19 protein-coding genes and 1 tRNA gene are annotated in these 23,186 nt (G+C 56.6%); 11 read left to right on the top strand and 9 right to left on the bottom strand.

Annotation, left to right across the window (positions count from 1 at the left end; genetic code table 11):
• Positions 1-301 precede the first annotated feature (301 nt).
• The 3 genes from WBP50_RS07600 (at position 302) to WBP50_RS07590 (ending at position 4,716) form a co-directional block, all read left to right on the top strand.
• Positions 302-2,002 (top strand): Rne/Rng family ribonuclease, encoded by a 1,701-nt coding sequence (locus WBP50_RS07600; RefSeq protein WP_423933001.1) that lies wholly within the window; start codon positions 302-304, stop codon positions 2,000-2,002.
• Positions 2,003-2,020: 18 nt separating this feature from the next.
• Positions 2,021-2,887 (top strand): 2,3,4,5-tetrahydropyridine-2,6-dicarboxylate N-succinyltransferase, encoded by an 867-nt coding sequence (locus tag WBP50_RS07595; RefSeq protein WP_423932999.1) that lies wholly within the window; start codon positions 2,021-2,023, stop codon positions 2,885-2,887.
• Positions 2,888-3,018: 131 nt separating this feature from the next.
• Complete coding sequence (locus tag WBP50_RS07590; protein WP_423932996.1) at positions 3,019-4,716, top strand: S41 family peptidase; 1,698 nt, start codon at positions 3,019-3,021, stop codon at positions 4,714-4,716.
• Here WBP50_RS07590 and WBP50_RS07585 read toward each other — a convergent pair.
• The 8 genes from WBP50_RS07585 to WBP50_RS07550 form a co-directional block, all read right to left on the bottom strand.
• Complete coding sequence (locus tag WBP50_RS07585) at positions 4,696-5,409, bottom strand: DUF3593 domain-containing protein (protein WP_423932994.1); 714 nt, start codon at positions 5,407-5,409, stop codon at positions 4,696-4,698. The genes WBP50_RS07590 and WBP50_RS07585 overlap by 21 nt on opposite strands.
• A 52-nt stretch (positions 5,410-5,461) precedes the next feature.
• Positions 5,462-6,604: a geranylgeranyl diphosphate reductase gene (locus WBP50_RS07580; RefSeq protein ID WP_423932992.1), complete on the bottom strand. Its 1,143-nt coding sequence runs from the start codon at positions 6,602-6,604 to the stop codon at positions 5,462-5,464.
• 32 nt (positions 6,605-6,636) lie between these two features.
• On the bottom strand, positions 6,637-8,106 hold the full coding sequence (locus WBP50_RS07575; protein WP_423932990.1) for a glycine--tRNA ligase: 1,470 nt from the start codon (positions 8,104-8,106) through the stop codon (positions 6,637-6,639).
• A 198-nt stretch (positions 8,107-8,304) separates the two neighbouring features.
• Positions 8,305-8,610 (bottom strand): ATP-dependent Clp protease adaptor ClpS, encoded by a 306-nt coding sequence (locus WBP50_RS07570; RefSeq protein WP_423932987.1) that lies wholly within the window; start codon positions 8,608-8,610, stop codon positions 8,305-8,307.
• A gap of 16 nt (positions 8,611-8,626) precedes the next feature.
• Positions 8,627-9,574: a S66 peptidase family protein gene (locus WBP50_RS07565; protein ID WP_423932984.1), complete on the bottom strand. Its 948-nt coding sequence runs from the start codon at positions 9,572-9,574 to the stop codon at positions 8,627-8,629.
• A 60-nt stretch (positions 9,575-9,634) separates the two neighbouring features.
• Positions 9,635-9,901: an ATP synthase F1 subunit epsilon gene (atpC, locus tag WBP50_RS07560; RefSeq protein WP_423932983.1), complete on the bottom strand. Its 267-nt coding sequence runs from the start codon at positions 9,899-9,901 to the stop codon at positions 9,635-9,637.
• Positions 9,902-9,917: 16 nt separating this feature from the next.
• On the bottom strand, positions 9,918-11,306 hold the full coding sequence (gene atpD, locus WBP50_RS07555; RefSeq protein WP_423932981.1) for a F0F1 ATP synthase subunit beta: 1,389 nt from the start codon (positions 11,304-11,306) through the stop codon (positions 9,918-9,920).
• 121 nt (positions 11,307-11,427) lie between these two features.
• Positions 11,428-11,500 (bottom strand) — tRNA-Thr (locus tag WBP50_RS07550).
• Positions 11,501-11,661: 161 nt separating this feature from the next.
• On the opposite strand from WBP50_RS07550, the gene WBP50_RS07545 reads away from it, so the two are divergent.
• From WBP50_RS07545 to WBP50_RS07530, 4 genes are all read left to right on the top strand, one after another.
• Positions 11,662-12,213 carry a TlpA family protein disulfide reductase gene (locus WBP50_RS07545; RefSeq protein WP_423932980.1) on the top strand — a complete coding sequence of 184 codons (552 nt, stop codon included), beginning with the start codon at positions 11,662-11,664 and terminating at the stop codon, positions 12,211-12,213.
• Between the two features lie 143 nt (positions 12,214-12,356).
• The gene (locus WBP50_RS07540; RefSeq protein ID WP_423932977.1) at positions 12,357-14,222 is read left to right on the top strand and encodes a phosphoenolpyruvate carboxykinase (GTP); all 1,866 of its coding nucleotides are present in this window, start codon (positions 12,357-12,359) and stop codon (positions 14,220-14,222) included.
• Positions 14,223-14,586: 364 nt separating this feature from the next.
• On the top strand, positions 14,587-16,014 hold the full coding sequence (locus WBP50_RS07535) for an OmpP1/FadL family transporter (RefSeq protein WP_423932975.1): 1,428 nt from the start codon (positions 14,587-14,589) through the stop codon (positions 16,012-16,014).
• Between the two features lie 66 nt (positions 16,015-16,080).
• Positions 16,081-16,287, top strand: a complete 207-nt coding sequence (locus WBP50_RS07530; RefSeq protein WP_423932972.1) for a DUF6485 family protein — start codon at positions 16,081-16,083, stop codon at positions 16,285-16,287.
• 39 nt (positions 16,288-16,326) lie between these two features.
• Here the strand turns inward: WBP50_RS07530 and WBP50_RS07525 are convergent, their stop codons facing one another.
• Positions 16,327-16,539, bottom strand: a complete 213-nt coding sequence (locus WBP50_RS07525) for a dodecin (RefSeq protein ID WP_423933103.1) — start codon at positions 16,537-16,539, stop codon at positions 16,327-16,329.
• 664 nt (positions 16,540-17,203) lie between these two features.
• Here WBP50_RS07525 and WBP50_RS07520 point away from each other — a divergent pair.
• From WBP50_RS07520 to WBP50_RS07505, 4 genes are all read left to right on the top strand, one after another.
• Positions 17,204-18,757, top strand: a complete 1,554-nt coding sequence (locus WBP50_RS07520; protein ID WP_423932970.1) for a 4Fe-4S dicluster domain-containing protein — start codon at positions 17,204-17,206, stop codon at positions 18,755-18,757.
• Positions 18,758-18,776: 19 nt separating this feature from the next.
• Positions 18,777-21,638, top strand: coding sequence for a molybdopterin-dependent oxidoreductase (locus tag WBP50_RS07515; RefSeq protein WP_423932967.1), 2,862 nt, complete (start codon positions 18,777-18,779; stop codon positions 21,636-21,638).
• A 99-nt stretch (positions 21,639-21,737) separates the two neighbouring features.
• On the top strand, positions 21,738-22,700 hold the full coding sequence (locus WBP50_RS07510; RefSeq protein ID WP_423932965.1) for a sulfite exporter TauE/SafE family protein: 963 nt from the start codon (positions 21,738-21,740) through the stop codon (positions 22,698-22,700).
• Positions 22,697-23,116, top strand: coding sequence for a DUF1634 domain-containing protein (locus WBP50_RS07505; protein WP_423932963.1), 420 nt, complete (start codon positions 22,697-22,699; stop codon positions 23,114-23,116). The genes WBP50_RS07510 and WBP50_RS07505 overlap by 4 nt, the downstream gene beginning before the upstream one ends.
• Positions 23,117-23,186 lie beyond the last annotated feature (70 nt).

Here is a 23,186-nt window from a genome sequence, read left to right as displayed (position 1 = left end):
CCGTTGGCCTGCAAGCCGGTTATCCTGCCTGTGCGGCTTTCGGTTCGCATGCCTGAAGCCGCAGCCGACAGTGACCGGCCCTTCCGTTTCCGTACTCCGGATTGCATCAATCGCCTTTTGTTTCGATAGAGAACGGAACGCGCCATCCGGAACCTTTGTCCTTACCGGGCGAGTTGTGACAGGGGGGGTTCCGTCAGGCAACGAACATCGATGCAGCCTTCGGTTTCCGGGGCTGCAATGGAATGGGAACAATTATAAAAGGGGGTTTCCCCGGTTACTACCATTATAAAAGAGTTTTCAGATGAAGAAGAGTATGAACAAACAGCTCCTCATGAACAAGATCGGCGATGAGATACAGGTTGCGCTTGTCGAAGAGGGCCGCCTTGCAGAGTTGACGATCGAGCGTCCCGAAAGTCGCCGGAGTATCGGCGATATCTATCTCGGACGGGTGCACAAGGTTGTTGAAGGCCTGAAGGCCGCATTTGTCGATATCGGCCAGAAATCCGACGGGTTTCTGCATTTTTCCGATGTAGGCACCACCAGCGAGGATTACCGCGCGCTCATTGAAGATGACGACGACGATGAAGCCGGTGTGGGAGAGGACGGTGAAGGCGAAGGTGGCGAAATGCCCGAAATCGCCGACGCTCCGGAACCCTCCGTGGTATCGGCGCCGGTAAGGCCACAGCAGCGTAATGGCGGGCGGAAGGTGCAGGCAACCGAAGAGGAAAAGGCTGAAAAACGGCAGTCCTATACCCAGATGATAGCAGGCAAGCTCAAGCCAAACGACTCGATTCTTGTTCAGGTTATCAAGGAGCCGATCAGCAGCAAGGGCTCCCGTCTTACCTCCGATATCACCATAGCCGGACGCTTTATGGTGCTTCTGCCGTTCGGCGGAGGCCAGGTTGCCGTTTCTCGCCGGGTTGTGGTCCGCAAGGAGCGGGCCCGCCTGAAAAAGCTTGTGCGCTCGATGCTTCCCGAAGGTTTCGGCGCCATCATCCGCACCGTGGCCGAGCATCAGGAGGAGTCGCTTCTCAAGCAGGATCTGGAGAAGCTGCTCGCCAAATGGGTGCAGATCGAGGAGAAACTCAAGGATGCCGCTCCGCCGCAGCTGATTTTCAAGGAAGATACCATTATCTCCAGCGTACTGCGCGACTCGCTCACCTCCGACGTGACCGAAATCGTTGCCAACTCCCCTGTCATCTACAAGGAGACCCTCAACTATATCCAGTGGGCGGCTCCGGAAATGGAAAAGAATGTCTCCCTCTATCAGGGCAAACTGCCTCTTTTCGAGGGCTACAACATTGCCAAGGATGTCGAATCCATCTTTTCACGCAAAGTCTGGCTGAAATCCGGAGGATACATCATCATCGAGCATACCGAAGCCATGGTTGTGGTCGACGTCAACAGCGGGCGATATGCCGCCAAGCGCGAGCAGGAGGAGAACTCCCTGAAAACCAACCTCGAAGCTGCGCGCGAGATTGTCCGCCAGCTCAGGCTGCGTGACATAGGCGGAATCATCGTGGTCGATTTCATCGACATGCTCGACCCGAAAAACTCCAAAAAAGTTTACGATGCCATGAAGACGGAGCTTCGCAACGACCGGGCGAAATCGAACATCCTTCCGATGTCCGATTTCGGCATCATGCAGATCACCCGGGAGCGCATCCGTCCGAGCCTCATGCAGCGCATGGGCGACCAGTGTCCGGCATGCGGCGGCACAGGGGTCGTGCAGGCGCGTTTCACCACCATCAACCAGGTCGAACGGTGGCTGCGCAAATACGCCCTGCAGCAGTCCATGAAATTCCAGCAGCTCGATCTTTACGTAAGCCCCACTGTTGCCGAACCGCTGAAGAATACCGAGATGAAAACCGAACTGAAATGGTTTCTCCAGCACATGGTTTTTGTCCGGGTCAAACAGGACGAAAGCCTGCGCAGTGACGATTTCCGGTTCTACAGCCGAAAGAACAATAAAGATATTACCGCCGAATACGGCGATCTCTAACTTACCGTACCCGTTGCCATGTCATCATCACACGAATCGTTGAAGAAGGATATTCTCTCACTCTCATCCGCAGGTTCTGCAGAGCTTGCAGCGAACTCCGACGCCCGGCGGATTTTCATGGAATTCAAGCAACTGCTCAATGACGGCGCCGTCAGGGCAGCCGAAAAAACAGACGGAGTATGGGTTGTGAACTCGTGGGTCAAACAGGGGATTCTGATCGGTATGCGTCTCGGCAGGCTGATCGAAGCCACGGTGGCTCCAGACGGCAACCTCGGCGATTTTTCCTTTATCGACAAGGATACCTGGCCTCTGAAAACGATTACCCTCGAGCATAACGTGCGTATTGTCCCCGGCGGTTCGTCCGTTCGTGACGGCGCCTATCTGGCACCCTCGGTCGTGATGATGCCCCCCGCTTACGTCAATGTCGGCGCCTATGTCGATGCCGGCACCATGATCGACTCCCACGCTCTTGTCGGCAGCTGCGCACAGGTCGGCAGAAACGTGCATCTCTCGGCCGGCGTTCAGGTCGGGGGTGTGCTTGAGCCGGTAGGCGCCATGCCGGTCATCATCGAGGATGATGTCATGGTTGGAGGCAACTGCGGCATCTACGAAGGCACCATTGTGCAGGATCGGGCCGTTATCGGTACCGGAGTGATCCTGAACGGATCGACTCCGGTTTACGATCTTGTCAACGGAACCATCCACCGCAAAAGCGCGGAAGGTCCGCTGGTGATCCCCGCGGGAGCGGTCGTTGTGGCGGGATCGAGAAAGATCAGGGGCGAATTCGCAGCGGAACACGGCCTTTCGCTCTACACGCCGGTTATCGTAAAATACCGCGACGAAAGGACCGACAGCGCCACTGCGCTCGAACAGGCGCTGCGTTAGCAGGTATCGGAGGAAGAACAGTTCCGGCATATCCCGTGCCGGGCTGCTCCCGGGAGTCCTTCAGGCGGAAGCGGGGCAGGCAGGCTGTGAGGACTGAAGGAGAAAAGGTCGATCAATAAAGATACCGGTTCATGAAAACTCCATCACTCTGTAAACGGGCCTTCGCCGGACTGGCGACGGTACTCCTTTTCAGCTTTGTTCCGGCAGCTCCCCTTTCGGGGGGTTCCCGGATAGAGCCGGACAGCGAGTTCCGGGAAATAGCCAGAGGAATCGATCTTTTCGGCGACATCTACCGTGAGCTTTCTGCGAACTATGTCGAGCCTCTCGACGTCAGCGCCCTGATGTATGCCGCTATCGACGGCATGCTGGCGGCTCTCGACCCCTACACGGTTTTTCTCGATGAGAGTCAGTCGGAGGAGCTTGGCGAACTTACCAGCGGCCAGTATACCGGCATCGGAATCAGCATGGCCCGGTTCAGCGGTAAAATCTATGTGACCTCGGTGCTCGACGGCTACCCCGCCGGAAAAGCCGGTATCAGGACCGGCGACAGGATAGTGCAGATCAACAGCCGTCCGGTGCGGGGAAAAACCCTCGATGAGATCAGGGAGATGATCAAGGGAACCTCGGGAACCAGCCTTACCATGAAGATCGAACGGGAGGGAGGGCGTTCGCCGGGCGTCCTGTCGCTTTCCAGAGAGGAGGTCCGTGTCAGCACGGTCTCCTATGCGGGCATTATCGGCAGAACAGGTTATATCGAGCTTGGAAGTTTTACCAGCCACTCCACCGAAGACATTCGTCAGGCCGTGGAAAAACTGCTGCGTCAGGCCTCCGGCGACCGGCAGCCGATGAACGGGCTTGTTTTCGATCTGCGGGGCAATCCAGGCGGCCTGCTCACCGCAGCCGTCGAAATCTCTTCGCTGTTCGTGGAGAAAGGAAGTACCGTCGTCACCATTCGGGGCCGGACGCCCGAATCGGAAAAAATCTATAAAACGGAACAGCTTCCGCTTGCCGCCGGGCTTCCGCTCGCCGTGCTTATCAACCGGGAGAGCGCTTCCGCCGCCGAAATCGTGTCGGGAGCCATACAGGACCTCGACAGGGGCGTTGTGCTCGGGGAGCGCTCCTACGGCAAGGGACTGGTGCAGTCGGTGGTCAGGCTGCCGTACGACAATACCCTCAAGCTGACTACCGCAAAATACTATACGCCCTCGGGTCGTCTGATCCAGAAGTCACGCAGCGACAGCGCTTCGGTACGCGACGTTCTCAGGAAAAACCACGACCCTAAAGCGTTGCCGGTCTATTACACCACAGGAAAACGCAAGGTCTACGGCGGGGGGGGGATAGCTCCCGATGTCACGGTGCAGGGCGTCGAGCGCTCCGAATATGAACAGGAACTCCGCAGCAAAGGCCTGATCTTTCTGTTTGCCGCACACTACCGGGCACAGCACCCCGCAGCGCCCGACAAGCCGATCGGGCAGGCGGCGCTCATGGAGGCTTTTGCCGGGTTTCTCCGGCAGGAGAAGTTTTCCTTCACTTCCGCTCCCGAACGCAGGCTCGGTGAGCTGGAAGAGAGTATCCGCACCGAACAGGCTGGAAGCGGTATCGGCGCTCCGAAAAGCATCGAAGGGCTGAAACTCGAACTTGCGGATCTGAAGCGGAAAAAAATCGAAGGGGAATCAGGGCGGGTGGCCCGGCTGCTCGAACTTGAAATCATGCGCCACTACAACGAAACCGAATCCCGCAAGGCCGAACTTTCGGATGATCCTGTTTTTCAGAGAGCGCTCACCCTGCTTGCCGATCCGAAAGCGTATTCACGAATGCTCAGGCCCTGAAAGGGTTCTCATCCGCGCCTCGTACCATCTGGTCTGCCGGTGGATGCCGAGCACGATCATGAGGTTGCTGACGGTGAGCAGGCTCTCAGCCGAGCCGTGCAGCAGGTCGTCATGCGAAAGCGAATGGAATCCCCGCACCTCGGTGGCAAGGAACATGAAGAAGACGGTTACGGCAATAAACACGAGAACGAACCAGAACCCGGCTATCGTCAGTCCTGAAAATACCGAAGGGTCCTTCCTGCGAACCATGATCATCGCGACGAGAAAGGAGATGTAGACCACACTTGAAATCTGCAGAATCGCGTCGAAAATATCGTCGCCCATATAGGACTGGGGTTTGCCTGCAATCATGACGGCGCCAATGCAGCCAACGATGCCAGATGCCCGTGATGGCACGCTCCGTTTGAGAATCCGCAGCGTCGCCCAGAGCATCGAGATGCTGCCCAGCAGGTTGATGGTTTCCGAAAGATCCAGCAGCAGCGGGATGCTGTCCGTGGTGATGTGGTAGGCGAGCACGAAAAAGCTTCCGAACCAGTGAGGCAGCATCGACAGTCCGAAAAACCGGATATCCGCACGGCCGGTGATCCGTCCGTACCGGTACATCATGAGTGCCGCCATGCCCCATTCCAGTGAGGATGAAAGATGGATGAACCAGTTCGGCAGCGAGAGCAGCCCCAGCCAGGCATGGCCCATAGGCGTGATCGGTTAAGGTCTATAATGATGATGCAGGCGGCTTTCCCGAAGGTCAGCTTCCCTTTATCAGGTGATAGATGTTTTTGGAAAAGATTTTCATCTGTGTCGACCAGGGAGCAGGGACCATTTTTTTATAGAGATAGGAATCGAAGGTGATCTGCTGTACGTCGTCGTCGGCGCATATGGCAACAAAGCTCTCCCTCAGGCGGTCATTTCGGTAATAGACGGCCTGCAGCACCTCCAGACCGAAAAAAATCGGGGCATAGAGCCTGCGGAACCCTGTCTCGTAGTTCGAGAGCGGAGCGCCCTGTTTGATGTGCCCGATCATGGCCTCTGCCCCAAGCTTCCCGGAACGCATGGCAAAAAAAATCCCCTCGCCGTTTGCCGGCGTGACGAGCCCTGCAGCATCCCCGACAAGAATGGCTTTCTCTCCCGAAAACGATTTGCGGGGCTTCATGGGTATTTTCGCCGCCTCATCAAGATAGGGCTGGTCGGCGATTCCGATCTTTTCGACGAACCGTTTCTGCAGCGCCTTGATGTTGTGCCGGTTATCCTCCGTTCCGGTTCCGATGGCCAGGTGGTCGGCCTTGGGAAAAATCCATCCGTAAAAATCGGGAGAAACCTCCCCGTCGAACCAGATTTCCACGATATCGCTGAACTGCTCGATGGCAGGCGTGTATCTGAAGCGCTGCTGCATGGCGATCACCTTGAGCTCGTTTGGCGGAAAGCCCAGCTCATCTGCGGTTTTCGAGTTCGCTCCGTCCGCCCCGATGATATAGCGGGCCTCCACAGGAGCAGCCTTGTCGTTGAGGGTGGAGATGAGAAATCCGTCTCCCGAGGGCCTGATCGATTTCATCAGGGCTTCGACGACGGTGGCTCCGGCACGGGCGGCTTCGGCCCGCAGATGGCGATCGAATCTCTCCCGGCGCACCATGCCGACATAGCCGTTCGGCATATTCATTTCGATGATCCGTCCTTTCGGAGATCGGGCCCGCATATGGGAGAGCTTTTTTTCAACCAGTTCGGGGGGAATGGCGAACTCTTCGATAAGTCCCAGCGGAATGGCGCCGCCGCAGGGTTTCACATTCTCCAGATTCCGTTCGAAGAGAACCGTCGAAATTCCGGCTCTGGCAAGCTCGGCGGCAGCAACGGCGCCTGAGGGTCCTCCTCCTATGACAGCAACATCGTAACGCATGATTTCGGAACGGGATTGGTTGACAGGGTTTTTTACATGAGTTTTTCGGCCAGAAACAGCTTCGCGCCGGCCATGGCGATCCGCTCCTGGGTTGCGGTGTCGCGATAGCGCACGGTCACGGTCTGGTCTTCCAGCGTCTGATGATCGACGGTGAAGCAGAACGGGGTGCCGATCTCATCCTGGCGGCGATAGCGCTTGCCGATGGATGCCGCATCGTCATACTGCACCAGGAACGATGCCGAGAGCTCGCTGCGGAGCTGTTCAGCTTTTTCTCCCATCTCTCCTTTTTTCACGAGCGGCAGTACTGCAGCCTTTACCGGCGCCACCTTCGGCGACAGCCTGAGCATGACGCGCTGTTCCCCGTCGACGACATCTTCGTTGTAGGCATCCGAGAGCAGCGCGAGGAAGAGCCGGTCGCATCCGGCGGAAGTTTCAACCACGTAGGGTAAATAGCGCTCGCCGGTTACCTGGTCGATATATTCCATGTTCTTGCCCGAATACTGCTGGTGCTGGCTCAGGTCGAAATCGGTCCGCGAATGGATTCCCTCGATCTCCTCGATGCCGAAGGGGAACTCGAACTTGATGTCGTAGGCAAGGTCTGCGTAATGCGCCAGTTTGTCGTGTTTGTACCAGTGCAGTTTTTCGGGACTGATGCCGAGATCGCTGACGTACCAGGCAAACCGCCGCTCTCTCCATGCCTCGAAAGCTTCGAGCTGCGTGCCGGGTTTGACGAAATACTGCATCTCCATCTGCTCGAACTCCACCATGCGAAAGATGAAATTGCCCTTCACGATCTCGTTTCGAAAGGCCTTGCCGATCTGCGCGATGCCGAACGGCACCTTCATGCGCGACGATTCGCGCACGTTGTGGAAGTTCACGAAAATGCCCTGTGCGGTCTCGGGGCGCAGGTAGACGACGCCCGACGTGTCGGCTACGGCGCCCATGCTGCACTGGAACATCAGGTTGAACTGGCGCACCTCGGTCCAGTCGCCCGATCCGGTATCCGGCGCCTTGATCGCCTCGCCGATAATCAGCTCGTAAAGCGCCCTGTTCGCATCCGGAGCAGCGGAAACAGCTTCGTAGGCGGCCTGTACCCTGTCGGCCTGTTCCGTTTTGCCGTCTCGGCGCAGTTTTTCGATATGGTTCTCGATCAGATGATCCGCCCTGTAGCGCCGCTTGGTGGTGCGGTCGTCGATCATTGGATCGTTGAAGCTCGCAACATGGCCGGACGCTTCCCACACGGTGGGGTTCATCATGATCGAGGCGTCTATGCCGACGATGTTTGCCTGGCGGCGGGTCATCGCGTTCCACCACAGATCCTTGATGTTCTTCTTCATCTCGCTGCCGAGCGGGCCGTAATCGAAGCAGGAGGAGAGCCCCCCGTAGATCTCCGACGACGGAAAAATGAACCCGCGGCGCTTGGCCAGCGAAACCAGTTTATGCATGACTTTATCGGGAGCCAGACTCGTGTTCTGCACCCGTTTCTCTTCGGAATTGCTCATCGTTCGTTCGAAAAGTTTTAATAAAAACGCCGGTATGCCTGTTCAACAGGATAAAACATTGAATATAAGAAACCAAGCAGGATAAAACCGAGGTTATCGGAGCGCCGCGACGCAGGAAGATGCGGCGATGGCTCTCCGCCGCCGACCGCAGCGGCGGGGCTGCAGTGACCGTTCGCTTTCCCGGCGGTCGCGTGGCCCTCAGCCGGTCTGGATTTCGGTTTTGAGGGAGATCTCTTCGAGTACGGCGCTGACGTAGATGCAGCGTTCGAGAGGGCCGGCGTAGACCACGGTGCGGCCCTTGAGGTGCACTTCCCAGGTGAGTTTTTCGGCTTTCGAGCGGCTGCAGTTCACAGCCTTGATGATCTGAAAGATCACCTCGTCGAAAGAGTGATCGTCATCATTGAAGAGTACGACGCGGTAAGCGTCCAGTCCGGCGGTACCGGCTGTTTTTTCGCTTTGAAGCGTTTCCGGGTTTTCAGCTGACGCTGTCCACTGTTTCGACATGATATTACAGCTACATCTATTGAAGAACTACCGGTTCGAGAGCCCTGAGGCTGAATGCCGAGGCTGAAACCTCCATGCGGTAGCGGGCTCCTACCGGAATGGTCATGAGGTTGCAGATATGGCCGTACGAAAGCCCGCGCATGACGGGACCTTCCGGGTGGGCATGCTGGCAGTAGTAATCGAAAATTTTCTCAAGCCGTATATTCTCGCCGTTTCTTTCCGGTTCGCCCGTGAACTGGCCGAGCAGGATGCCGCGGCTTTCTGCCAGAAGGCCGGCATTGCCGAGATGCGACAGCATTCTGTCGATACGGTATGCCGGTTCGTTGATGTCCTCGATGAAGAGCAGGGTATCCCTGAACGGAGGAAGATAGGGCGTGCCGATCATCGACGACAGCACGGAAAGGTTTCCTCCGATCAGCCGTCCTTCAGCGCATCCTTCCCTGACGCAGGTTACCGGATGACTCTCATGGTTCAGGAGCGAAAGCGCATAGGCCGGAGAGGTGAGCATGCCCCAGAAATGCTCTTCGGTATAGGCGGTCGGCCCGTGCAGTTCCGTTGCAAGCATCGGTCCGGAAAAACTGATCATCCCTGTTTTTGAAAAGATCGCCAGCGACAGGGCGGTGATGTCTGAATAGCCTACAAGGATTTTGGGATTTGCGGCAATGAGGCCGTAATCTATTTTTTTCAGCAGCCGGTAGGAGCCGGCTCCCCCTCTCAGGCAGATGATCGCTGCGACCGAAGGGTCGCCGAACATGCCGTGCAGATCCTGCAGCTTCTCTTCGTCGGCGATGGCCGGATCGGTATCGATACGGTTGAGATGGATCGAGGGTTTTACCCGGTAGCCGTTTTTTTCGAGATAGGTTACCGCCTGCTGGATTCTGTCGGGGAAGGAGCAGTGTGATGAGGGAGATATGAGCCCGATGGTGTCTCCCCTGCGCAGGGCTTTCGGTACAAGCGTTTTCATACAAGCAAAAAACATCAGCAGGTTTTACGCTGCTGATGTTTTTTTACGATTGAGATGAAATCAGGCAATATTTTCGGTAAGCAGAATAGCCTTGTTGCCGCTCACCTCAAAAAAACCGTCTGCCACGGTAAAGCTTTTTTCGCTCTTGTCGGCCAGCACGATTTTCACCTTGCCGCTTTTCAGGGCGGAAAGCAGAGGCGCATGGTTTTTCATGACCTGAAAGAGGCCGTCCTGTCCTGGCGCCGTAACGCTCGTGACCTCTCCGGAAAAGAAAAGTTTCTGCGGCGTTACAATGTCGATTTCAAACCCTTTGTCGGTAGTCGCCATGATTAATCAGAGGTTATTACAGGGTTTTTGCTTTTTCAACAGCTTCCTCGATGGTGCCGACAAGGTAGAAGGCATTTTCAGGCAGATTGTCGTGTTTGCCTGCAATGATCTCCTTGAAGCCCTTGATGGTCTCTTCGAGTTTGACGTACTTGCCGGCAAGACCGGTGAAGGCCTCCGCGACGAAAAACGGCTGTGAAAGGAAGCGCTGCACTTTTCTTGCCCTTGACACGACAAGCTTGTCCTCGTCGCTGAGCTCGTCCATACCGAGAATGGCGATGATGTCCTGAAGATCCTTGTAGCGCTGCAGGATCTGCTTGACGGCCTGGGCGGTGTTGTAGTGGTCGTCGCCGACGATGTTCGGGTCGAGAATGCGCGATGTCGAGTCGAGAGGATCGACAGCCGGATAGATGCCGAGCTCTGCAATGGAACGCGAAAGCACCGTCGTTGCATCGAGGTGGGCGAACGCGGTTGCAGGAGCCGGATCGGTAAGGTCATCCGCAGGAACATAGATGGCCTGAACAGAGGTGACGGAACCGTTCTTTGTCGAGGTGATCCTGTCCTGGAGTTCGCCCATCTCGGTCGCGAGGGTCGGCTGATAGCCCACGGCGCTCGGCATGCGTCCGAGAAGCGCGGATACCTCGGAACCTGCCTGGGTGAACCGGAAAATGTTGTCGATGAAGAGAAGCACGTCGCGGTTTTCCTCATCACGGAAGTATTCTGCAATGCTCAGGCCGGTCAGTGCAACCCGCTGACGGGCTCCGGGAGGCTCGTTCATCTGGCCGAACACGAGTGCGGTTTTTTCGATAACGCCGGACTCCATCATTTCATGATAGAGATCGTTTCCTTCGCGGGTACGCTCACCGACACCGGCGAATACGCTGAAGCCGGACTGCTGTTTGGCGATGTTGTTGATCAGCTCCATGATGAGCACGGTTTTGCCGACGCCGGCACCACCGAAAAGACCGGTTTTTCCACCCCTTGAGTACGGTTCGAGAAGATCGATGACCTTGATGCCGGTTTCAAACATCTCGGCTTTGGTCGAAAGGTCTTCGAACTTCGGAGCGGAGCGGTGGATCGAGTAGGTTTTTTTTGTTTCGACCGGGCCTTTGCCGTCGATAGGGTCGCCTACGACGTTGAGCATCCGTCCGAGGACTTCGGAGCCGACAGGAACCTGAATGGATTTGCCCGTGTTGACGACGCTGATGCCTCTGACCAGGCCGTCGGTGCTTTCCATGGCAACCGTACGGACGCGTTCTTCTCCGAGATGCTGCTGGGTTTCGAGAACCAGCCTGGAGCCGTCGGGCCGGACAATGTAAAGTGCATCCAGAATCGACGGGAGTTGTCCTTCAGGAAAATCTACGTCAACAACAGGACCGATGATCTGGGAAATCTTACCTTCTTGCATAGTGACAGTGTGGATAGGATTTTATGGTGAAATCAAACGTTAGGATTATCCGGTAACGGCTCTTGAGAAATGCGGTGTATCACGTTTTTTTAAGGCGATTACGCGATATTTTCCGGATGCGAGCCACCTGCGGGACTCGAACCCACGACCTACTATTTACGAAACAGTTGCTCTACCAGCTGAGCTAAGGTGGCGTTGGCCATTTCAAAAATAAAGCCGAAATATAGTTTATTTATCATTGAATAGCAAAGATTAATCAGGCGAAGCAAGCGCCTTTTAAAAAACGCAGGAATTGTATATTAAAAGGAGTCAGAAATGTATATTTGCACTTTTAACGATTGAAAACGATACGATAATGATCGCAGGTACAATGCAGATGGTGAAAAGAGCGCTCTCAGGCCCGGCTGTTTTTGCGGCGGCCCTGATGGTGCTGTTCATGACTTGCTCAGCCGGTGCGGCTCAGGCGCCCCTTGCTCCGGCATTTTCAGCCGTCGGCATGGACGGAAAAACGGTTTCTTCCCGCCAGCTTGCAGGAAAGGCTTATATCGTGAACTTCTTTGCTTCGTGGTGTCCGCCGTGCAGGTCTGAAATTCCTGATATGGTCCAGCTTCAGAATACCTATAAAGCCAAAGGGTTCACCTTTGTCGGCGTGGCGGTAAACGAAAGTGACGAGACCATAAAGAGCTTCATGAAGAGCAACGGCATCAGTTACCCCGTGGTCATGGCAGATCAGAAGCTGGTCGGGGCCTATGGGCGGTATGTCGAAGGCGGCATACGTTCCATTCCAACCAGTTTTGTCGTCAACCGGTCGGGGCGCATTGTCCAGATTGTTTCAGGAGCCCGAAGCAAGGCTGTTTTCGAGAAAATGATTCTCGATGCACTCAGGCCAGTCAAAGCCGTCAAGTAACCGTACCGGTATGATTCCCAGTATTCCGAATCCGGTGTTGCAGGCCGAACGTGTACATCCGGTTCATACAGTTTTATTTGCATGTCCGCAGTCAGGGTGACTGCGGACTTTTTTTTTAAACCCGCCATAAAACAAGGACGATAATGAGTGCTATGCCGATCAATCCCCCGGGTTCTGTGAAAAACCCGAAACTGCTCCAGTGGGTGCAGGAGACCGCCGATCTCTGTCGGCCGGATACCGTCTGCTGGTGCGACGGAAGTCAGGAGGAGTACGATACCCTCTGCCAGCAGATGGTGGAGAGCGGCACCTTCATCAGGCTTTCGGACGAAAAACGCCCGAACAGTTTTCTCTGCCGTTCCGATCCGAGCGACGTCGCCAGGGTTGAGGACCGCACCTATATCTGCAGCATCCGTCGTCAGGACGCCGGTCCCACCAACAACTGGGTGGCTCCCAAAGAGATGAAGGCGACGCTTCGCGGACTTTTCGACGGCTGCATGCAGGGCCGTACCATGTATGTCATTCCCTTCAGCATGGGCCCTCTCGGTTCTCCGATCGCCCATATCGGCGTGGAAATCACCGATTCGCCCTATGTTGTCACCAACATGCGCATCATGACCAGAATGGGCAGCAGGGTGCTCGACGTGCTCGGCGACGACGGTGAGTTCGTTCCCTGCCTGCACTCGGTCGGAGCCCCGCTTCAGCCGGGACAGCAGGATGTGCCGTGGCCGTGCAACGAACAGAAATACATTGTCCATTTTCCTGAAGAGCGTTCCATCATCTCGTTCGGCAGCGGTTACGGCGGCAACGCCCTGCTCGGCAAAAAGTGCTTTGCCCTGCGCATCGCCTCCTCGATGGCCCGCGATGAAGGGTGGCTCGCCGAGCACATGCTCATTCTCGGCGTCGAATCTCCCGACGGCCAGAAGACCTATGTCGCGGCGGCATTCCCGAGCGCCTGCGGTAAAACCAACTTCGCCATGCTGATTCCTCCGGAATCGTATGAAGGATGGAAGGTGACCACCATCGGTGACGATATCGCCTGGATCAAGCCCGCCTCCGACGGACGGCTCTACGCAATCAACCCCGAATACGGCTTTTTCGGCGTCGCTCCCGGCACCTCGAACAAATCGAACCCGAATGCCATGGCGACGCTCGAGAAGAACTGTATTTTCACCAATGTCGCCCTCACCCCCGACGGCGATGTATGGTGGGAAGAGATGACCGACACGGCTCCTCCGGAGCTGATCGACTGGCAGGGAAAACCCTGGACGCCCGGCTGCGGACGTCCGGCGGCACATCCCAATGCCCGTTTCACCTCTCCGGCCAGCCAGTGTCCCGTTCTTGATGCCGACTGGGAGAATCCTGCCGGCGTTCCGGTCAGCGCCTTTATCTTCGGAGGTCGCCGCAGGGATACCGTGCCGCTTGTCTACCAGTCCGCAAACTGGAATTCCGGTGTTTACCTCGCAGCCACCATGGGTTCCGAAAAAACCGCTGCGGCCGCCGGAAAAGTCGGCGAAGTCCGCCGCGATCCCTTCGCCATGCTGCCGTTCTGCGGCTATCACATGGGCGATTATTTCAACCACTGGCTCCATGTAGGCAGGACGCTTTCCGAACTGCCGAGAATATTCGGCGTCAACTGGTTCCGCAAGGACGAGAACGGAAAATTCCTCTGGCCCGGATTCGGAGAGAACATGCGGGTACTGAAGTGGATTGTCGACCGCGTGCACGGACGGGCCGGTGCGGTGGAGAGCCCGCTTGGCTGGATGCCGAAGTACGAAGCGCTCGACTGGGAAGGCCTTGAGGAAATGACCCCGGAAAAGTTTTCAAAGCTCATGTCGGTCGACCGCGAAGCCTGGAAAAAAGAGCTGCTTTCCCATGAGGAGCTTTTCGAAATCATTTATGACCGGCTTCCCAAAGAGTTCTCCCACATCAGGGAACTGATGCTCTCGACGCTCTGGATGTCGCCCGAGCACTGGTATCTGGCTTCAGAGAGCTACTCCGTCGATAATTGACCATCGTTTCTTCCTTCTTGCCGGTGCGCAGGTCTCTCCTGCGCACCTTTTTTTTGTCATTCCCTCTCCTTCCCTTCGGTCGTTCAGCCTCGGGACGCGCCCTCAGGGTTCATCCTCGGATTTCCGTTCCGCTGGCGCCCCTTCTTTTTTTCCTTCCGTAGTTCGGATATTTTTATTATTTATATATAACTATATATTTATATAGTTTATTCTTCCTGTTCGCTCCTTTTCCCGTATACCCCGATGTACCGCGTTTCGTCCCTCCTCTCCGGAGTGCCGTGCATCCGCAATCCTCAGTCAGTTGCGCGGTAGCTGCGGGTTTTTGGCGCCTTTATCTGCATTAACCATGTAACCGCAACAGCGTATGCATCAAAAAACAATTAGCGGGATGACGCTTCTGGCGCTCCTGTCAGCCACATCCACAGCTTTTGCCACGAACGGCATGAACCTCGAAGGGTACGGCGCGAAATCCCATGCGCTCGGCGGGACAAGCACGGCCTACGATACCGGGAATTCAGGGGTCACGAACAACCCTGCAACCCTTGGCCTGAGACAGGAGGGTTCTTCGGAACTCGGAGTCGGGATCCGCGGCCTTCATCCGGACGTAAACCTTCAGACGCCGGGCATGATGGCCGGATCGGACGGGGACGCATATTACATGCCATCGCTCTCCTATATGCGCAAAGACGGAAAAATAACCTGGGGGTTTGCCGTTCTCGCTCAGGGTGGAATGGGTACGGAGTACGGCGAAAATTCCCCGATTTTCAGCAGAGGGAATTCCATGGGGGGCAATCCAGGGGTTCCCCTGAGCGGTCAGGATATCCGCTCCGAGGTGGGAGTGGGACGTCTGATGTTTCCTGTGGCATATAACCTTACGGAAAATACCGTCATCGGAGTATCTCTGGATTTTCTCTGGGCGAGCATGGATCTGCGGATGGATATGGACGGAGCGCATTTCGGAGCCATGGCCATGCAGGGCCGAGGCGGTTCTGTGGGAGGATCGATGTTCAGTACGCTTGGCGGAATGATCGGTTCGGGTATGGTGAGCGATATCGACTATGTCCGCTACGACTTCTCCAACGACAGTCCCTTTCTTGGTGACGCGACAGGTTGCGGCACCGGGTTCAAGGTGGGTTTTACCCACCGGTTCAGCAAACTGCTTACGGTGGGAGGCAGCTATCACTCGCAGACACGGATCTCCGATCTCGAAACCTCGAACGCCGTGCTCTCTTTTTCCGGAACAGGTGATGCGTTCAGCATGGCCAATCCCGTTTCGGTGAAAGGCACCATCAAGGTCCGCAATTTCGAGTGGCCGGCCACGTTCGCCGCGGGCGTAGCCCTCTACCCTGCAGAACGGTGGATGATTTCCGCCGACGTCAAGCACATCGACTGGTCGTCGGTAATGGAGAAATTTTCAACGACCTTTATAGCCGACAACTCCGTTTCCAACGGGCCATTTGCCGGGCAGAAGCTCGATGTGGAGATGCTGCAGAACTGGAAGGATCAGACGGTTTTTTCAGTTGGCGTTCAGTACAGGGCAACAGACAGGCTTGCTCTCAGGGGCGGTGCGAGTTTCGCTTCGAACCCCGTACCCGATGCATGGCTCAATCCACTGTTTCCGGCCATCACCGAAAACCATTATACCGCCGGATTCGGCTACAGGGTTTCCGATCGCGCTTCGGTTTCGGCGGCCCTGGCCTGGGCTCCGGAGGTTACCCGAACAAATGCCGACGGTCTTGAAATCAGTCACGGCCAGCTCAACTGGTCACTGAATTATGCGCATGAGCTGTAGCGGGTCAGGGTGTTTTTCTGTTACCTTTCTTTACAGATACCATCATCAACACCAGCAGCAATAACAATGGACTGCCGACACCCGGAGAACCTCTTCCGATGCAACTGCACCTACGAACCGTGTCCCCGCAAGGGGATCTGCTGCGAGTGCATTGCCTATCACCGCTCGAAAGAGCAGCTTCCGGCATGCTGTTTCAGCCCGGAGGCGGAAAAAACATGGGATCGGAGCATCGTGAAGTTCATTGAAGACAGCCAGCGGAAAGTGCGCCCATGAGGCGCACTTTCCGCTGGTGTGGCTTTTCCGGGGAAGCGCTCAGTTTTCGTCGAGCGTAAAACCGATTTTTACGGTAACCTGCCAGTAGGCGACTTTCTGGTTCTCGACGTGACAGCGGGTTTCGACAATTTCGACCCAGCGGATATTTCTTACCGATTCAGCGGCTTTTGCGACGGCATTTTTCACTGCATCCTCGATGCTGGTTTCCGAAGATCCGACGATTTCAATTTTTTTATAGATATGAGCGCTCATGGCTTGCGTGTTTTTCATGGTTGGTGATCCAGTCGTGCGGCTGCACTGCGTTATGCATTGACCCGCGTCAAGAAAGGAAAATAGGCTTCATCGGCGAAAAAAATCCATTCCTGGGCTTTTTTTTTGAAAAACGGCACCCGAAGCTTCTCCGGAAGCAAGGGTTAAGTCATTGTTTGAAATGGGGGTAGTTGGTATAAGGGTCGTAATAAAAAAAGTTCCTGAAATACAGATTTAATTTGGGAGTATGGGTACTGTGTATTATTATATAACCATTCAGTTATATAATAATACACTTGTCTGGCGCTCGCTCAGGGCGCACATACGGTGCGGTATGCCGGGCCCCCGTTCTCATCGGGATAGAGGAGGTCATGACACCAATGATCCCTCAGGTGAAGGCGGTGAGTTATCCTGTAATGCCGGAAAAAAGTTGACGCATACCGCACTGGCGAATGTCGGCGGTGTGTCATTAGGTCGGGGTGGAATCCTGCCGGAGATGCTTGCGGCATGTGGCCTCCTGCATGACCCTTAAGAGGAGAAGGTTCATGTACGGGAGCGTATGCATGCCTTGCTGCATTACCACCCCGACCCTGATTTTTCAGAAGGCAGGGCTGCCTGCGGATGGGCCTGCCGGGTGGGTTCTCTCTCAATCAGACCAGATCAGTTCATGAACTACGGCTTTGTTATCGATGCCCGGAAATGTATCGGATGCCATGCATGCACGGTTGCCTGCAAGTCCGAAAACGAGGTTCCTCTCGGAGTGAACCGTACCTGGGTGAAATATGTGGAAAAGGGCGCCTTCCCCGATACCCGGCGCTACTTTACCGTTTTGCGCTGCAACCACTGCGCCGAGCCGCCATGTGTGGCTATCTGTCCTGTCGAGGCGCTGCAGAAACGTCCGGACGGCATCGTGGATTTCGACAGCCGCCGCTGCATAGGATGCAAGGCATGCGCCCAGGCCTGCCCTTACAATGCGCTCTATATCGATCCCGATACCCATACCTCGGCAAAGTGCAACTACTGCGCCCATCGCAGGGAGGTTGGCCTCCAGCCGGCCTGCGTGGCGGTCTGTCCGCAGCAGGCAATCGTTTCGGGCGATCTCGATGATCCCTCAAGCAAAATCGCCACGCTGGTTGCCTGCGAACGTACCGTCGTGCGCAAGCCCGAGAAGGGGACTTCGCCCAAGCTGTTCTATATCAATGGCGACGGTGCGTCGCTCGATCCCATGGAGGCTCCCCTGCAGGAGGAATACCACTGGAGTGCCCAGTCAAGAGGCGTGGGTCATTTTGCCGGAAAGGGAAAAAGCGCACCGGGAATCGAAAAACCCGCCCATGCATCCGCCACGGCCGGCCCGAAAGCCCGCCGCGTTTATGATATTCCGTCGAAAGGCGCAGTCTGGGGCTGGGAGGTTCCGGCATATGTGACGGCCAAGGCGGTCTCGTCCGGAGTGTTTCTTGTTTTTGCCGCCCTGCTCGCCGTTTTCCGCATGGAGCTTGCCCCAACCCTGCAGTGGTCGGCCTGGGCGGTTTCGCTGCTTTTTCTGGCCCTTACCGGAGGCTTTCTCATCAAGGATCTCGATCGTCCCGACCGCTTTTCGTCGGTGATGCTGCGTCCGCAGTTCGGCTCATGGCTTGTCAGGGGCGGGCTTACCATTACCGGTTACGGTGCGTTTCTTGCCCTGTGGGGAGTATCGCATCTCCTGCAGATTCCCGCACTTGAAACCGCCGCGCTCTGGGGCGGCGCGCTTTTCGCCCTGGTGACGGCCATCTATACGGCGTTTCTGTTCGGCGCCGCAAAAGGGCGCGATTTCTGGCAGAGCCCCATGCTGCTGCTGCATATGCTTCTGAACTCCCTGCTTGCCGGCGGCTCGGCCATGCTTCTGCTCGGGCTCGGCGCCGGAAGCCCGTCGGAACTTCTCGGGCTGCTCCGTCAGCTGCTGACGGCAGGCTTCGGGCTGCATATCGTCATCATGCTGCTCGAACTGTACGGACAGCACCCTTCCGCAGGGGCTGAGCGCGCGGCGGAAATCATCCGTGAGGGGAGCCTGAAGAACCAGTTCTGGGCAGGCAGTTTTCTTGGCGGCAACCTGCTGCCCCTTCTCGTTACGCTTTTTTCATCCGATCCGCTGATGCTTGCCGCAGCGGCCCTTCTGGGACTGTGCGGTGTGTTCTACACGGAAAAAGTCTGGGTTCAGGCCCCGCAGAGAATTCCCTTAAGTTAACCATGTGCCGGAGTTTACCATGAGCTATACCCATAAACCGACAGTCATAGAGTCCATTGCTGAAAAGCTCCACCTTGTTCCCGATCTGCACCGGGAGGACGATGGCCCCAGGGCGCTTCGGGCCGCAGAAGAGGGCGCCGAGATAAGCTGCCCGCCTCCCGCACAGTGGGACAACTGGGTCGAATACGACTCGAAAAGCTGGCCCGAACGCAAGACGAAAGAGTACATGCTGGTGCCGACCGCCTGTTTCAACTGCGAAGCGGGGTGCGGACTTCTCGCCTATGTCGACAAGGAGACCATGGAGATCCGCAAACTGACCGGCAACCCCTATCATCCGGCCAGCCGCGGCAGGAACTGCGCCAAGGGCCCGGCAACGCTCAACCAGATTCAGGATACCGACAGGGTGCTCTATCCCATGAAACGCGCAGGAAAGCGAGGCGACGGCAAATGGGAACGGGTCAGCTGGGACAGCGTCCTCGACGATATCGCCGGACGGATGCGCAAGGCAATCATGGAGGGCCGCAACAACGAAATCTCCTACCATGTAGGACGTCCGGGACACGACGGGTTCATGGAGTGGGTGCTGCGGGCGTGGAACGTAGACGGCCACAACAGCCATACCAACGTCTGTTCTTCGGGAGCGCGTTTCGGTTACGCCATATGGGAAGGGTTCGACCGTCCCTCTCCCGATCATGCCAACGCGAAATTCATTCTTCTGGTCAGCGCCCATCTTGAATCGGGCCACTATTTCAACCCGCATTCCCAGCGCATCATCGAGGCCCGCATGAAAGGTGCGAAGCTGGCCGTGCTCGACCCCAGGCTTTCCAATACCGCAAGCATGTCCGATTACTGGATGCCGAGCTATCCAGGCAGCGAGCCGGCCATCCTGCTCGCCATGGCGAAGGTGATCATCGACGAAGGGCTCTACAACCGGACCTATCTGGAAAACTGGGTGAACTGGCAGGAGTATCTCCAGGCGGAATATCCCGGAACCCCGGTGACCTTCGAAAATTTCATCGAGGCGCTGAAAAAGGAGTACGCCCACTACACCCCCGAATACGCTTCGAAAGAGAGCGGCGTGGACGCATCCATGATCGTCGAGGTCGCCCGCAGGATCGGCGAGGCGGGCTCGCAGTTCTCCACCCATGTCTGGCGCAGCGCCAGCAGCGGCAATCTCGGCGGCTGGGCCGTGTCGCGCACGCTGCACTTTCTGAACGTGCTGACCGGCAGCGTCGGAACGCCCGGAGGCACCTCTCCGAGCGCATGGAACAAATTCAAGCCTCATGTGCATGCCGAACCCAAACCGCAGACCTTCTGGAATCCGCTCCATCTGCCCGACGAATATCCGCTCGCGCACTTCGAGATGAGTTTCCTGCTCCCCCATTTCCTCAAGGAGGGACGGGGCAAGCTCGATGTTTATTTCACCAGGGTGTTCAACCCGGTATGGACCTATCCCGACGGCTTCTCGTGGATCGAGGCGCTGGAGGACGAATCGAAAATCGGCCTGCACGCCGCGCTCACGCCAACGTGGAGCGAGACCGCCTATTTTGCCGACTATGTGCTGCCGATGGGCCACTCGGCCGAACGGCACGACCTGCTCAGCTACGAAACCCACGCAGGCAAATGGCTCGCTTTCCGCCAGCCGGTGCTGCGCACTGCCCTGAGAAGAATGGGCAAACCGGTGACCCACACCTGGGAGGCCAACCCCGGCGAAGTCTGGGAAGAGGATGAATTCTGGATCGAACTGACCTGGCGCATCGACCCCGACGGCAGCCTCGGCATCCGCCAGTACTGCATGTCTCCCTACAGGCCGGGAGAGAAAATAACCATCGATGAGTATTACCGCTATATCTTCGAGCATACGGCAGGCCTTCCGGAGAAGGCGGCAGCCGAAGGGATCACTCCGTTCGACTACATGCAGAAATACGGTGCGTTCGAGGTCGAAAGCAACGTCTACAACGTGAACGAAAAAGCCGTACCTCAGGCCGATCTCGACGGCGCATCGGTGGAGCCGCAGAGCGGACTGATCGTCAAGAACGGCAAGGCCGTGGGCGTGGAGGTTGCCGGTCGTTCCTGTACCGGGTTTCCCACCCCTTCGAAAAAGCAGGAGTTCTACTCCGGCACCATGGTCGACTGGAAGTGGCCGGAATACCGCCTGCCGGGCTACATCAGGAGCCACATCCATGAGGAGACCATGGACCACAAAAACGGAGAGTTCGTGCTGGTGCCGACCTTCCGCCTGCCGGTACTGATCCACTCCCGCTCGGGCAACGCCAAATGGCTTGCCGAAATCGCCCACCGCAATCCCGTCTGGATCAACGCTACCGACGGAGCGGCGCTCGGCATCGCCAACGGCGACCTGATCAGGGTGAACACCGACATCGGCTTTTTCGTGAACCGCGCCTGGGTGACCGAAGGGATACGTCCGGGAGTGGTCGCCTGTTCCCACCACATCGGACGGTGGCGCCGCGAACAGGACCCCGAAGGCAACCGCTGGGCCGCCAACAAGGTCAACATCTCCAGAGAGGGGGACGGCAAATGGAAGATGCGCGTCGAAGAGAACATCCAGCCATACGAGAGCAGCGATGCAGACTCGTCGAGAATTTTCTGGTCTGACGGCGGCGTTCATCAGAACATCACCTTCCCGGTGCACCCCGACCCGATCAGCGGCATGCACTGCTGGCATCAGAAGGTGCGCATCGAGAAGGCGCACGATGACGACCGGTATGGCGACGTGTTTGTCGATACCGACCGTTCATTCCAGATTTACAGGGAGTGGCTCGCCATGACGAGGCCGGCTCCCGGTCCCGGCGGCCTGCGCCGTCCGCTCTGGCTCAACCGCCCTTTCAGGCCCGACGAGAAAACCTACTATATCGCCTAGTTTCTGAAAAGAACAGACCCCCTTGACGCCTGTCTGCCGGTAATACCCTGCCGGCAGATACGGTCGATATCAATCCATCAATCCTTTGACGCATGGCACATGACAAGAGTGGACGGTAAAAAAATCTGGTGGTTCCTTGCAGCCGTTCTGCTGACAGCCATGCCGCTTGTCCTTGCTCCGGAAGCCGCAGCCGCAGCCGCATCGTTACCGGCAGGCGGCGAAACCTCATGGTGGATCTGGGTACTGCTGCTTTTCATCTTTTCATTTTTTCTCGGCATAGTTTCCGTTCTTGCCGGCGTGGGCGGCGGGGTGCTTTTTGTGCCTATTGTCAGCAGCTTCTTTCCTTTCCATCTCGATTTCGTTCGCGGTGCCGGGCTCCTGGTCGCGCTTTCCGGCGCTCTTTCGGCAGGCCCCTCACTGCTGAGAAAAGGGCTTGCCGATCTGAAGCTCAGCCTTCCGCTCTCCCTTATTGGATCCATCAGCTCCGTTGCAGGAGCGATTGTCGGACTCAGGATGTCCGCCGACAGTGTGCAGCTTTTGCTTGGCATAGCGATCATCGCCATTGCGGTGATCATGATGAAAGCCGGAAAATCCGGTTATCCTGAAGTCGGAGAGTCCGATGTGATCGCCAGGGCACTGGGCATTTCCGGCAGCTATTATGAACCGACTATCGACAAAACCATCAACTGGAAGGTGCATCGGACGCCTCTGGGGCTGGTGCTCTTTTTCTTTATCGGTTTTATCGGGGGCATGTTCGGCATGGGCGCCGGCTGGGCCAACGTGCCGGTGCTCAATCTCCTCATGGGCGCGCCCCTCAAGATTGCCGTTGCGACAAGTGGGCTGGTTCTCTCGATGAACGGCGCGGCAGCTGCATGGATCTATATCTATAAAGGAGCCGTTCTTCCCCTGATCGCAGTTCCCGCAGTCGGCGGCGTGATGCTCGGCTCGAAGATCGGTGCCAGAATTCTCTCGAAAGTCAACACCGGTTCGGTTCGCATCATTGTGATCATCATGATGGTCATTGCCGGTCTTCGTTCAATAACAAAAGGATTGGGATTATGAGCAACACAGACGGTCAGCATAAACCTGAGATCGACAGGGCGCAGCTTGTCTATGCCGCCGTTCTCGACGTCGTTTCGCATACCGGTATGGTGCTGATCGCCGCAGGTTTTCTCTCCTATGTTTTAAGGCTGCTGCCGCTTACGGTTTCCGTCGAAGCGGTCGCCTCCCACTGGCATCTCAGGGCAAGTGAAATGAATCACGTCCTTTCGGTGCCCTCAGGCTGGTCATGGGTGCAGGATCCCCTGCACGGAGATGTACTCAGCTTCATATCAATTATCTTTCTTTCGATGGCGGCCATGATCTGTCTTGTTGCCGTCATTCCTGTTTTTTTCGCCGGGAAGAACAGGAGTTATGCCCTCATTGCCCTGCTTCAGGTTCTTGTGCTTGTCGCTGCCGTTGTCGGCATAGCTTCCTGAGAACATTGAGCGTCGATAGCCGGAAAAAATCGCAGGGAATCCTTGTTTCTTTCCTCGCTATTATTTATAA

It is taken from the genome of Chlorobium sp. (genome assembly GCF_049593655.1).
In the GTDB taxonomy this organism is placed as follows: Bacteria; Bacteroidota; Chlorobiia; order Chlorobiales; family Chlorobiaceae; genus Chlorobium.
This window is presented reverse-complemented; position numbering and strand designations above follow the sequence as displayed.